Origin of the sequence: Nitrosomonas eutropha, assembly GCF_900116685.1 — a bacterium.
GTDB lineage: Bacteria > Pseudomonadota > Gammaproteobacteria > Burkholderiales > Nitrosomonadaceae > Nitrosomonas > Nitrosomonas eutropha_A.
In genome coordinates, this window is the sequence record NZ_FPBL01000012.1 from 1 (window position 1) to 12,698 (window position 12,698).

Here is a 12,698-nt window from a genome sequence, read left to right on the forward strand (position 1 = left end):
TGGCGCGGCCCGAGAGAAATTGGGGCGCAACGCTTGCAGCACGTTCCTGATCGTGGATGCGCAGAGCGCAGAGCGTGAAGAACACGGACACGGCGGGCCAGAAGGGCTATGACGCAGGCAAGAAGGTATCAGGCATCAAGCGTCATATCGCGGTAGATACCTAGGGTTTGCCGCATGCGATTGCGGTAACCACGGCAGAAGTGACTGATCGTAAAGGAGCGTTACAGGCTCTCAAGCGCTGCAAACCGAACTTGAAGCAAATCCAAAGTCTGCTGTGTGATAGCGGCTACGTCAGTCAGCCTTTTGCCCGGGACGTCAAGGACATCCTGGGCGAGCACGTGACAGTGCAGATTGCCAAGCGTAGTAAGTTGCACACGTTCAAGGTTATCCCCAAACGCTGGATCGTCGAGCGCAGCTTTGCCTGGCTGGAGAAGAATCGACGACTGTGGAAAAACTGTGAGCGCAAACTTAACACCAGCTTGCAGTTCATTCATCTATCTGGCCTTCATAGCACTGATACTCAGAAGATCATAAACAGATTCTTAATGATAAGAAAGTTATTACATTATTGATCGATAAATGGAATTAGATTTACTGCACGAGACCTACAGCTTTGTCGGCGCACCAGGTGCTGATCCGTCGCGTGCACTGCCTGCACCACAAGCAGACTTGATTTCGGCATTGGCACAAGGCGTGATCGAGAGCAGCATCGACTGGAATCTACTTGGTTTGGACGCGCTGATTGGAGTTGCGGCTGTAGTCATTGATGAACTGCTGTGCTGACACGCACCCAAACAGCTATCAGACTGCCACCACTGGGCGTGGGACTGGGAAATGTATCTGCCGACATCGACTACGCTGATAGTAATGTCAGGCGCTTTGGGCGACGCTGTATTCAATTATTGTGCTGAATGTAAATCGGGCCGCACACTGATACTATCAAACAACTAGGTGTGTTGCTGGCATCAGAGCTGATCGTAGGTGAAAGCCTGATAGGCGTGGTACTGGCAGCTGTTATTACATTTTCTGGCAGGGATGCGCTATTAGCATTGGTAAGCAACGGGTTCGGCACAACTTCGCTGTGGCTGGGTGGCATCACGTTTGTGTTACTGTTGGTTGTATTGTACTGCTGGATTATGCAAATGGAATCGCAAGCGACAAATCAAAATGAACACGGCATTACGTCGTCAGCTAATGTGCGGAAGTAATCTCCCGGGATCACCAGATCAAGCAGGCCACCTGCCTGGATTTCTGAATATGAATGCCCTTCAGACAGATAATTCCTGTAATACACATCTATTTTGAGATCGTAATCGGAATTCCCAGTGATTTAGCGTCGGTAATCGTCAGCCGGAACAACACATAAAGTAACTGGAAAGCATTTCGATTCCAATGAGTATCTGCGCCGGTCGTATCCACCGTGTAATACTTTCCGTGCGAATAAGCAAACATATCAATGTCGTCAGGCTGTTTATCAGCGACAATTATGCCCATGGTTTGAGCAGGATTCTCGTTACCGGCAATGGGGGGTGTGCGCGGGTCTTTTTCTACATAATATTCAGCTTCTTCTCCCAGTGCATGGCTCAGGAAGTTCAGTATGGTATGAAAACTCCTGAGCCTGAATGCACCCTGAATTGGCCATTCTCCCCCCGGATAACCCGGACGGATATCAAAAGCGACATCATTCTCAATCCATGGATTAATCAGATCATTCAGCTCCGCACGCTCCTCACAACAAAGAATATTGGGATCATAATTGGTGATAAGAATCGGTCCGGGCAACTGCTTACTCAATGTATAAGTATTTTTTTCCTGGTCATGCTCTACAGAGAAATCTTTTTCAATCGCCTGGAACAAGCCTTCTGCTGAAATACCACTGTCAGCAATTCGCCAGCTGCGCTCAAATATCAGAGGCTCGGCGTAGAGCCGGTTTTGATCCTGAATTGCGGAAAGATGGAGAACGATACGACGAAACATCTCATAACCTGCGCGATCAGACGGGCTGTTGCGGTAGGTGGTTTGGTGCTGATGTATACGCTGCCGATAGCGCATGCGGTGTTCCTGCTCACGGGTAAGCGGAAAATAAGAAAGAAAATGACCAGCTTCGTTCTCTTTTTTATCTCTTTCCCCCACTGTACCTTTTTTAGCTCCCAGACGTATTCTGGGATAATGGTCTCGTTTTTCCAGGGTTGGGGCATTCTGAGTAGTGCTATATAATCCGGAATCAAGCAAGCGGACTTCTTGCGCCATCATACGCAGCATCAAATCGATATCAAAATGCTGGCGCAGCAAAAGTGTTAATTTGTGCTGACTGAAGGGAGTCAGCAGACGTTTGGTAAATTCATCACTGGCAATCGGATCAATGCTGAAAGTGGGACTTTCCGACACGCTTCCACCGAAAACAGGAGTCAGCATGCCGCCACGTTCTCCGGTTAATGCCGGTGTAGCGCCTGCACTGGCACTGAAATCAAATGTTGCAGCAATGCTGGAAACTCGTGTGAAATGTAGTGGTTCATGATGCTGAGCTCGCGCGATGTTGATTATAAGTTGCCTTGATTCCGCACGCAGGGCAGCCTGATCATACAATTCAACTGCCCGATTCAGGGCGATTGGCGACAAACAGCCTGGAATTGTTGCAGCAATACATATAACCAGCCCTGTACGTACCAGCAATTTCATGAAGATCCTCGTCAGAGCAAGCATAATTCAGTAATTTGGGAAGCGAAACAGGTCAGCGCATCTATTCACACCACCTCATTGTGATATGAGGCATCATTCTTTCATGGTTGCCATATAATGTGCATGCAGATGCCTCAGCAGAACCAGCAGAACCGCGCTGACCGGCAGCGCCAGCAGAATTCCGATAAAGCCAAATAGCTGGCCAAACGCCATTAATGAAAAGATTACTGCCACCGGGTGCAAACCAATCCGCTCTCCCACCAACCGGGGAGTAATCAGCATACCTTCCAGCAATTGCCCTGATCCAATCACAGCCCAGACTATTATTACGCTGCTCCACTCCTGAAATTGTGTCAAAGCGGCGAGAGTCGCCAATGTCAGGCCGGTTATTGTTCCCAGATAGGGCACAAATACCAGCACACCGGATAGCAACCCGATCGGCAAGGCAAATTCCAGCCCAACCAGCCATAGTCCCGTCACATAATAGATACTCATAATGGTGATTACCGCTGTTTCTCCGCGCATGAATTCAGCCAGCACATCGTCTGTTTCTCTGGACAGGGTAAAGATTTGTTTTTGCCAGGCCGGTGGAATTAACTCTCCCACTTGTTTAATCAGAATATTCCAGTCTCGCAGCAGATAGAACAGTACTACTGGTACTAATACTAAATTTATTAAAAATCCCAGTATCGCCAACCCACCACTTTTCAAGGTTGGTAGTACCCTGGCAGCTACTCCACCTGCACTTTGCCAGTGTTCTGTCAGCAGCTGTTTGAGCATATCAACATCGATCTGCAATTCGATATCAAAATTTCCTTCCACCCAGGGAATGAGACGATTACTCAGCAGATCGAGAAAAGAAGGGATGCGCTCAATTAGGCGCGAAATCTCTTTTTCAAATAATGGCAGCATAATCAAAATCATGGCGATAAAAATACTGATCACCATAAGCATGACAAAAACGGTACACAGCGTCCTGGGAACTCTTCTGACTTCAAGCCAGGTAACCAGCGGATTACAGATATAAGCAACAACTGCTGCCAGAAGGAAAGGAGTAAGAATGGGACTAAGCAGATAAATCAGGGCGCTAAACATGCCAATAAGCACCAGATACCAGAGCACACGAGAATCCGGGGAATATTTGTTGTCCATTTACGGTAAAATCATGTCTCAAAAGCTGCACTCTAGCCTTAACACTGCGAGAACTCAACTTGACCGTATCCAATCCCACAGATTCTGACAAAAACCAGATTTCCTACCGCGCATCCGGTGTTGATATCGATGCGGGAAACCGTCTGGTGGAGATAATCAAACCCTTTGCGCAGCGCACCCTGCGCCCGGAAGCACTGGGAGGGATCGGTGGATTTGGCGCATTGTTTGAAGTCCCTGGAAAATATCGGCAACCGGTACTGGTATCCGGAACAGATGGGGTCGGCACCAAACTCAAGCTGGCATTCCAGTATGCGCGGCATGCAACTATTGGCATCGATCTGGTTGCCATGAGTGTGAACGATATTCTGGTACAAGGTGCTGAACCACTATTTTTCCTGGATTACTTTGCCTGCGGCAAACTGGATGTGGAAACTGCCGCGCAGGTGATTCAAGGCATTGCGCACGGCTGCGAACAAGCCGGTTGTGCGCTGATTGGAGGGGAAACGGCAGAGATGCCTGGCATGTACCCGGAAGGCGAATATGATCTGGCCGGTTTTGCTGTAGGCGTGGTGGAAAAAGATCGGATCATCGATGGTTCCAGCATCCGGGAAAACGATCTTGTGCTGGGTATCGCCTCAAGTGGTCCGCATTCCAATGGATTTTCACTGATCCGCAAAATACTTGATCGTCATGCGGGGCAACCTGATACCGGGCTTGACGAAACCTGGCTCATAGATGCACTGCTGGCACCCACTCGAATTTATGTGAAATCAGTATTGGCATTGCTGGCAGAGCTGCCCGTCAAAGGATTGGCGCATATTACCGGCGGTGGATTACTGGAGAATATTCCACGTATTCTGCCCGATGGTGCCATGGCCCATGTTGATCGCAGCACCTGGGTACGCCCTCCCCTGTTTGACTGGCTGCAACAACATGGCAATGTCACAGACGAAGAAATGCTGCGTGTTTTCAATTGTGGAATTGGCATGATTGTAATCGTGGCACCGGAACATGCTTTGACTGCCATTGATGGCTTGCGCAGCGGTGGTGAAATTGTGTGGCAAATCGGTGATATCAAATCGCGTAAACCCGGAACGCCATCGATCGTCATTACCTAAAGGAAAGGATCATGAGATCAATGGTGATCCTTATTTCCGGTCGCGGTAGCAATATGCAAGCGTTACTGGAAGCCGGGTTGCCGGTTGCAGCGGTGATCAGTAATAATCCGACAGCAGAAGGGTTGGCATTTGCCCGCGAACGTGGTATTCCGGCCCACGCCATTGACCATCACGCTTTCCCTGACCGGAAAACTTTTGACAGTTCTCTGGCGGAAATCATTGATTCATACCAGCCTCACCTGATTGCGCTCGCCGGCTTCATGCGTATCCTGTCAGAAACATTCGTTGACCATTACCAAGGCAGGCTGATTAATATTCACCCCTCCTTGTTACCAGCATTCCCTGGGCTGGATACGCATACACGAGCCCTGCAGGAAGGAGTCAAAATTCATGGGTGTACAGTTCATTTCGTCACTTCACAACTGGATCACGGCCCCATTATCATCCAGGCTGCTGTACCGGTACTGGCTAACGACACGCCTGCAACACTAGGAGCAAGGGTACTAACGCAGGAACACCGCATTTATCCGCAAGCAGCAAGCTGGTTTCTGCAAGGGCAATTAACCTTGATAGAAAATCGCGTTGAAACTGGAACAGCCCGTAATGAACAAAAAGTTCTATGTTCTCCCGAGATCACACCATGAAATTTTTATTACCTATAATTCTGTTCTGGATAAGCAGTATCACTTGCGCTGCTGATTTGCCTGAACGTATTGATCTTGACTACACACTCAAGGGCCTTATCGGCCAGGGCAAGGCACATGAAACCCTGCTCGTGCAGAATGAAAATGGGGGGCAGCATTACACCATTAACAGCGAAATTTCAGCCAGCGGATTTCTAAAACTGATCAAACGTGGCAGCATTCTTCGCCGCAGTGAAGGCACAATTATTCCAAATGAAGGAATGAAGCCTCTGCATTTTTCAGATCAACGTGGTGAAAAACCTGCACGCACGGTTGAATTTGACTGGAGCAAAGAGCACATCATTTATCGCCGTAAAAGCCGTGAGATGACAGAGAATCTGCCAAAAGGAACACTGGATGAATTAAGTCTTGCTTATCATTTTATGTTCGCTCCGCTACCTAAACAGACATTGATCGTATACGAAACTGACTACCGCGTTCTGCGCCCGATTCGTTATGCTGTTACTCATGAAACACTGGATACGCCAATAGGAAAACTGGCCACGATCGTACTGACGAAACAGCAAGAGCCAGGTGATTCATTCCGCAAGAAAATCTGGCTGGCAACAGATCATCACATGCTGCCAGTACGTATTATTTCGACAGAAAAAAACGGGATGGAAGTAGACCAGCTAGTTACGAAAATAAACTATAAGTCCACACAATGACCCATTTAAGCTGCTTATGCGCCTGACTCCCGAACGACTGAACCTGCTGATTACCGCCGTACGCAAGGTGTTACCTCTACAAGCTCCGGCAGATGCGCTACTGCGACAGTTTTTCCGGGATTATCCACAGATGGGACAAAATGACCGGAGCATGATTGCAGAAACTGTATTTGGAATCCTGAGACATCGATTTTTCCTGGAAGTACTGACCGGAAAGGCAACTGCTCGCGAATTGGTATTAGCCTATCTGGCCAGATTTCAAGGTATGAATCTACGGGAATTGATCCCACTCATCCGAGAGGTAGAATCCAAATGGATCCAACAAATCAAAGCGGTAAAGCTGGAGGAACAGCCACTATTCATACGGGCAGAGTTCCCGGAATGGCTGGTGGGAAAACTACAACAATCCTGGTCAGATGAGGATATTTTGCGCCTTGGCCAGGTTTTGCAACAACCCGCTCCCTTGGACATACGTGTCAACAGCCTGCTTGCAAAACGTGAAGAAGTAATTGCTGCACTGAAACAGGAAGGAATTGAAGCTCAGCCCACGCCCTTTTCTCCCGTTGGTATCCGTCTCACTGGCAATCCGGCAATCAACCGGAACGCATTGTTCCTTTCCGGAAAAATTGAAGTGCAGGATGAAGGCAGCCAGATTCTCGGTTTTCTGCTGGCACCCAAACGAGGCGAGATGGTAGTAGATTTTTGTGCCGGTGCGGGAGGCAAAACATTGCTGCTCGGCGCATTGATGCATTCTCGTGGGCGCCTGTATGCTTTTGATGTTTCTGAAAAGCGGCTCAACAACCTCAAACCCCGGCTCAAACGCTCTGGATTATCAAACGTTCACCCGCAACACATTGATAGCGAAAAAGATATCAAGCTAAAACGATTAGCAGGAAAAATTGACCGGGTATTAGTCGATGCACCCTGCAGTGGGCTGGGCACTTTACGCCGTAACCCTGATTTGAAGTGGCGGCAAAGTCCGGAAAGTATCAATGAGCTGCAGAAAAAACAAATAGCCATTCTTACGGCTGCCGCAAAATTGCTGAAACCGGGAGGGCGTCTGGTTTATGCAACCTGCAGTCTGCTGCCAGAAGAAAATCAGCAGGTAATTGAACGCTTTTTAGCAGATCATCCACAATTTTCCATACTTAATTGTGGAGAACTGCTTGCACAACAAAAAATCAACTTGCCTGATACAGGTGAATTTTTACAGCTCTCGCCGCTATACCACAATACTGACAGCTTTTTCGCTGCTGTTCTGGAACACTCCAAAATGGAACCTGAAAATTAAAAAGGGGCCTTTTTCTCTAAGGCCCCTTCAGAAGGCAAGCAGATAACTTGAGTTACTGCTTGCAGAAATTAATTATTATTGTTATTTCAGATCGTCAATACCGGCACCAAAATTGATGTGGAATGCCGCTCCGTCGATTACAAGCGCCGGAACCGATTTTACTCCAGCTGCTTCAGCTTCACCGATACGTGCTTTATCCGTACCCAAGTGTACATTTTCAACTGTATATTTTGAAGGATCGATAGCATTGGCGACAGCCTGTTCAGCAGACACACAGACAGGACAACCGGCATGATAGAAAATAGCTTTTGATGCCACGTGTTTCTCCTTAACTAAGATTCATTAAAACGACATTCCCCAAAGCGGAAATTTCCTGATTCCTGCTCGAAACCATACTGCATTTCGAACTGCTTGCAGGCATTCCAAGTTTTCATTTTAACACATAAAATCAATGAAATGTATTCGCTATGGCGTGCTAATGCAGATGTATCAGTACGGTGGCGGTGATGGTGGATAGCCCGGCGGCGGTGGGGGAATATATCTGCCCGAAGCAGCAGGTGGATAGGAATAAGTTCCCTGGTTTACATTCCCGCCCGACCCTTCAACCAGCCCGGCAGAAACCGGGACACGATGACCATTGGCATACATGCACTGGATATAGGCAATATCATAACGCTCCTGGCTAATGGAACCAGATGACTGCGCAGTACCACTACCTGCCAGTCCGCCTCCCAGCAGACCTGCTCCCGCACCAACAGCAGCACCACGCCCGCCACCAAACGCCGCTCCCGCAGCAGCCCCCAGCGCCGCACCAACAGCAGCACTCTCCATGCCGCTGGATGCCGCTGAACTCCTTGGTGTCTGGAAATCGGTTTGCTGGCTGGCAAACTGTCGACACAAATAATCATCACTGCGAAACTGATCAAAACTTTTACCATTACCCGGTAATATCATGACACTCGGCCCGGTTGGTACATTCACACAGGCCACAAGAAGGATCGCAGCTGGAAAAACAATTAATCTGGAGAAGTAGCGCATTGTATGCTCCTGTACTATTGGGCGGGTCTGGGAGGAACTTTTATCCATCCACCTGGGCAGCGTTCCACTTCCGGATAATAGCCGGCGGGATTCTCGCAATAATACCAATAATTCGTAACGGCTGATTCAGGGGATAGTGGGGGGGATACCGGCCGGACAGGCTGTTGCTGCTGGATATAAACAGGTGGATCAGGTGGCACAATCACAACCGGAGGGTATACGACGGGAGGATAAGCAGGCCAGTAAAAACGGTTGTCCAAGTAACCGTAGGGACGGTAGTAAGGTTGCCGGTAATAGGGATAATAATGCCGCCCGTAGGTAAAATCCCCATAAATCCCGATATTTCGGCCAGGATAGCTGAAATGGCCATAAGACCCGAATGAGCCAGCCAAGCCGATACCCAGAGAAAAATTAGGCCGACTCGAATAATGGTGATGTGAACTACTGCGATGTCCGTGAGAATATCCACTATGATTATGACCATAGCCATAACTCAGCGAAACGTCACTCATTGTTATTCCGGTTAAAATCAGAGGCAGATAAAGCCAATCGATCTGTTTCACTCATTGCTCCTCATCTATCCGTGATACAGTTATCTTGAGGTGTACAGCTCTTATATTGTCCATTAGGCTGCATCCTTTAATAAAGGTTTCAAGTATACGCTGCTCTGGAAAAACACATGGTAGGCGGGTATTTTTACGAAAATAGAAAAGGCCTGCACTATTTTAATTAGAAACTGTAGCGTACGTTTTTTGGATCAGGAGTTTTAATGTCTGACTCGGGAGATTTTTGATGTCTGGATTATTCAGCGCGCTTTCAAGAGCCTCAATTAACCTTTTTAATCCACGCATGTTATGGCTGTGGAGTTGGCCCATACTGGCATCGGCTATTTTCTGGTGGCTGATCGGGATGTTTTTCTGGACGCCGCTATCAGGCTGGCTGCTGACTGTCATCCCGGCAGATACGCTCCAGAACTGGCTGGAAACTTCACATCTGCAGGTTATCGCTGACGGGGTGGAGACTGTGATCAACCTGATCATTTTCATGACATTAACGATCACAACCAGCCTGGTGATTACCGCATTGTTTACCATGCCAGCTCTGGTCAGTTTTGTAGCACAACGCTACTACCCTGATCTGGCTCCGATGCGGGGTGGAACAGTCACCGGCAGCCTGCGTAATGTCCTATTGGCAATCGCGATTTTTATCGTGATCTGGATAGCAACCATTCCTTTATGGTTTACCGGAATCGGCCTGCTGGGGCCTCTGCTGGCGGCAGCTTATTTAAATCAGCGGCTGTTTTTCTATGATGCGCTGTGTGACCATGCAAACAATTCCGAGCTAAACAAGCTATCAACCACGAATCGACCAGCACGCTGGAGTCTGGGTTTTCTGACAGGGTTACTGCAATTCATACCATTGTTAAACTTTTTTGCACCCACTCTGACTGCGCTGGCTTTCATACACTTCGAGCTGGCACGGCTGGCAAAATTGCGTCACACAATGAACTGATCGTCACATAAACCAGATTTTTCACCCTCTTCACAGAATCAAGTTTTTCCTGTCCGGGTCGATACCGAAAGATATCACGCCAGGAAGAATCTGAAATGTCATATGGAAAATTAAAACTTTTGATCGTCGGTCATTCCGAAGCTGATGTAAATCAGCTAAGTGCCGATTTCAGCCGTAGCGGAAAACAGCTGATTTACCAACATGCAAACAGCCTACCCGACGTCCGGTCGGCATTGGATACATCAAGCTGGGATGCAGTCATTGCAGAATATTCAATGGCTGGATTTGATGCCTTGCAAGTGCTGGATCTGCTTAAAATCCGCCACCAAGCGACACCTTTCATTCTATATACCTCGATAACAGATGAGCAGGTAGTACTTTCAGCATTGCGCAACGGGGCAAGTGACTGTGTACCAAAAGGACATTCGACGCGCCTGATACTAGCTATCAATCGAGGCTTTGAGCTCATGGACCTGAAACGCAGGAAACGTCAGGCCGATAGCCATATTTACCGCATGACCTATTATGACGAACTGACCGGCCTGCCCAAGCACAATCTTTTTTGTGAAAAAGCAGCCGCACTGTTGTCAAACAACGCTGTGATTGATGGCATGATCGCTGCTGTTTATTTCATCGATATCAACCGTTTGTCACGCATTAACAGCAAATATGGCTACAGCATCAGTGATCAGCTGATACAACAATTTGCCAGCCGTTTATCTATTTATTCCGACAACAGCTGTGTTCTGGCACGCACCGAAGGAGGTAATTTTGTTTTTCTCAAAACCAGCCTGGCCAGCACCAATCAAGTACAGATATTTGCAAACCAGTTGCTAAAGCTCGTCACCACACCTTTTGTCATTAATGATCTTGAATTTCATATCACCCTGACGATAGGAATCTGCCTCTACCCTCGCGATGGCAGGGAAATTGAGGTGCTGCTGGCCAATGCCGAAAACGCATTGTCTTTTACCAGAAAAACTTGGCCTAACACCTATAGATTCTATGCCCGGGAAATTGGTGAAGCTTCATTACAAAAGGTCAAGATTGAACAATCATTGCAGCAAATCATTAATGACAAAGAACTCGTTCTGCATTATCAGCCGGTAATTGATCTCATAACCGGAAAAATTATCGGAGTTGAGGCACTGGTTCGCTGGTGTCATCCGGAACTCGGGCTCCTTCCCCCGGATAAATTTGTTCCTCTAGCTGTTGAATCCGGCTCCATTGTCAAAATAGGTAAATGGGTATTACACGAAGCCTGCAGACAAGCTAAATCCTGGCAAGATGCTGGTCTTGAGCCTGCTTTCATTGCAGTCAACCTTTCTGCCATAGAACTGGATCAGCTCCAGTTAATTAATCACGTCGCTGAAGCATTACATGCGACAGGGCTTGACCCCTCGAAACTGGAGCTGGAAATTAACGAATCTGTATTAATGCAGGATATAGATGGAAGTACCAGAATCTTGAACGAATTAAAGAGAATGGGTGTAAAAATCGTGATGGATAATTTTGGTACCGGCTATTCATCTCTCAACCATCTGCGGCGCCTGCCCATCGACACCATCAAGATCGGTCAATCACTCGTTCAGGATATCGCCAGCAAATCTGACAGCTCCGTAATCATTACAGCCATTATTGCGCTTGCCCGGAATCTCGGCATGCAAATACGAGCAGAAGGTGTTCAGTCACAAGCACAACTCGATTTTCTGAAACAAGCCAACTGCCATCACGTTCAGGGATTTTTACTCACTCCTCCGGTTTCGGCAGAGCATTTTTTACCGCTTATCGAGCAACGTAAAACTGGTACTTTTTCATAACCCTGATGCACTGACGCAGTATGGCGGCGGCCGCCATACGCATGAGGATAATACGAACCACCTCCGCCTGTCCTGTCCTGTTTTCAGAACAAACCTGACAAGTAGAAATTGCTTTATTATTTCTTGTTCGGAATGCTGCTGTGAAACGGATAAATTCCACCAGCAAATCTCGAATTGTCCAATCTACCCAGCTGTGAACACTATTTTTTAGAGGTAATAATGAATGTAAAAAAACTATTGGGCATCATTTTCTCAGGATGTCTGTTTTTATCGATAAATGCCCAGGCTACCGGAGAGCATATGGCACCACACTATGTAAATGTCGCAGATGTAACGACCCTGGAAAAAATAGATACCCAAGTTGGGACCGGGGAAGAAGCCGATATTGGCAAAACCGCCAATGTGCACTATACAGGCTGGTTGTATGACCCCACCGTGGAAGACCATAAAGGCATAAAATTTGACAGTTCTCACGATCGTGGCACTCCCTTTTCATTTCTGCTTGGTGCCGGACGGGTTATCAAAGGATGGGATCAGGGAGTACTGGGTATGAAAGTTGGTGGAAAACGTACCTTGATTATCCCCTCATCCATGGCATACGGCACCCATGGCGCCGGAGGTGTTATCCCGCCCGATTCCGCACTGATATTTGATGTGGAATTGATCGGACTGGAGTAACCAGAACCAGAGCCCAAGCCCGGCAGGAAAACAGGCAAAATGCCACCTGTCGGGTTATT

General features: G+C 47.8%; 15 protein-coding genes and 1 pseudogene. 11 read left to right on the plus strand and 5 right to left on the minus strand.

The genetic code is table 11. The features are described from left to right. The 4 genes and pseudogenes from BM331_RS09920 to BM331_RS11885 all read left to right on the plus strand — a co-directional run. Nucleotides 1–572, plus strand: a pseudogene (locus BM331_RS09920) (IS5 family transposase); the annotation flags it as partial. Between the two features lie 7 nt (nt 573–579). Next, complete coding sequence (locus BM331_RS11880) at nt 580–783, plus strand: hypothetical protein (protein WP_074929241.1); 204 nt, start codon at nt 580–582, stop codon at nt 781–783. Then, a complete protein-coding gene (locus BM331_RS12280) occupies nt 777–911 on the plus strand; it encodes a hypothetical protein (RefSeq protein WP_256214895.1) in 135 nt (44 codons plus the stop codon). Before BM331_RS11880 ends, BM331_RS12280 begins: the two co-directional genes overlap by 7 nt. Before the next feature lie 42 nt (nt 912–953). Beyond that, nucleotides 954–1,208, plus strand: coding sequence for a hypothetical protein (locus BM331_RS11885; RefSeq protein WP_074929242.1), 255 nt, complete (start codon nt 954–956; stop codon nt 1,206–1,208). Nucleotides 1,209–1,296: 88 nt separating this feature from the next. Here the strand turns inward: BM331_RS11885 and BM331_RS09935 are convergent, their stop codons facing one another. Both BM331_RS09935 and BM331_RS09940 read right to left on the minus strand, forming a co-directional pair. Continuing rightward, complete coding sequence (locus BM331_RS09935) at nt 1,297–2,679, minus strand: hypothetical protein (RefSeq protein ID WP_074929244.1); 1,383 nt, start codon at nt 2,677–2,679, stop codon at nt 1,297–1,299. A 93-nt stretch (nt 2,680–2,772) separates the two neighbouring features. Then, nucleotides 2,773–3,831: an AI-2E family transporter gene (locus tag BM331_RS09940; protein ID WP_074929245.1), complete on the minus strand. Its 1,059-nt coding sequence runs from the start codon at nt 3,829–3,831 to the stop codon at nt 2,773–2,775. 59 nt (nt 3,832–3,890) lie between these two features. Here BM331_RS09940 and purM point away from each other — a divergent pair, with 59 nt between their 5' ends. From purM to BM331_RS09960, 4 genes are read left to right on the plus strand one after another with little or no spacing between them, the layout of a single operon-like run. Next, nucleotides 3,891–4,949 (plus strand): phosphoribosylformylglycinamidine cyclo-ligase, encoded by a 1,059-nt coding sequence (gene purM, locus BM331_RS09945; RefSeq protein ID WP_074929246.1) that lies wholly within the window; start codon nt 3,891–3,893, stop codon nt 4,947–4,949. An 11-nt stretch (nt 4,950–4,960) separates the two neighbouring features. Beyond that, the gene (gene purN / locus BM331_RS09950) at nt 4,961–5,593 is read left to right on the plus strand and encodes a phosphoribosylglycinamide formyltransferase (RefSeq protein ID WP_074929248.1); all 633 of its coding nucleotides are present in this window, start codon (nt 4,961–4,963) and stop codon (nt 5,591–5,593) included. Continuing rightward, nucleotides 5,590–6,300 carry a DUF3108 domain-containing protein gene (locus BM331_RS09955; protein WP_074929250.1) on the plus strand — a complete coding sequence of 237 codons (711 nt, stop codon included), beginning with the start codon at nt 5,590–5,592 and terminating at the stop codon, nt 6,298–6,300. The genes purN and BM331_RS09955 overlap by 4 nt, the downstream gene beginning before the upstream one ends. 16 nt (nt 6,301–6,316) lie before the next feature. Then, nucleotides 6,317–7,591, plus strand: coding sequence for an RsmB/NOP family class I SAM-dependent RNA methyltransferase (locus tag BM331_RS09960; protein ID WP_074929252.1), 1,275 nt, complete (start codon nt 6,317–6,319; stop codon nt 7,589–7,591). An 81-nt stretch (nt 7,592–7,672) separates the two neighbouring features. Here the strand turns inward: BM331_RS09960 and BM331_RS09965 are convergent, their stop codons facing one another. The 3 genes from BM331_RS09965 to BM331_RS09975 form a co-directional block, all read right to left on the minus strand. Further along, entirely contained in the window at nt 7,673–7,909 is a 237-nt protein-coding gene (locus BM331_RS09965; protein WP_074929254.1) for a thioredoxin family protein, read from the minus strand. Between the two features lie 171 nt (nt 7,910–8,080). Then, nucleotides 8,081–8,629, minus strand: a complete 549-nt coding sequence (locus tag BM331_RS09970; RefSeq protein ID WP_074929256.1) for a glycine zipper family protein — start codon at nt 8,627–8,629, stop codon at nt 8,081–8,083. A 14-nt stretch (nt 8,630–8,643) separates the two neighbouring features. Further along, entirely contained in the window at nt 8,644–9,141 is a 498-nt protein-coding gene (locus BM331_RS09975) for a hypothetical protein (RefSeq protein ID WP_256214896.1), read from the minus strand. A 280-nt stretch (nt 9,142–9,421) separates the two neighbouring features. Between BM331_RS09975 and BM331_RS09980 the strand changes: the two genes are divergently transcribed. The 3 genes from BM331_RS09980 to BM331_RS09990 all read left to right on the plus strand — a co-directional run bounded on the left by BM331_RS09980 (nt 9,422) and on the right by BM331_RS09990 (nt 12,639). Continuing rightward, nucleotides 9,422–10,141 carry an EI24 domain-containing protein gene (locus BM331_RS09980; protein ID WP_074929258.1) on the plus strand — a complete coding sequence of 240 codons (720 nt, stop codon included), beginning with the start codon at nt 9,422–9,424 and terminating at the stop codon, nt 10,139–10,141. A gap of 95 nt (nt 10,142–10,236) precedes the next feature. Continuing rightward, complete coding sequence (locus tag BM331_RS09985) at nt 10,237–11,961, plus strand: EAL domain-containing protein (RefSeq protein ID WP_074929259.1); 1,725 nt, start codon at nt 10,237–10,239, stop codon at nt 11,959–11,961. A 219-nt stretch (nt 11,962–12,180) separates the two neighbouring features. Next, nucleotides 12,181–12,639: an FKBP-type peptidyl-prolyl cis-trans isomerase gene (locus tag BM331_RS09990; protein WP_177217860.1), complete on the plus strand. Its 459-nt coding sequence runs from the start codon at nt 12,181–12,183 to the stop codon at nt 12,637–12,639. The last annotated feature ends 59 nt before the right edge of the window (nt 12,640–12,698 follow it).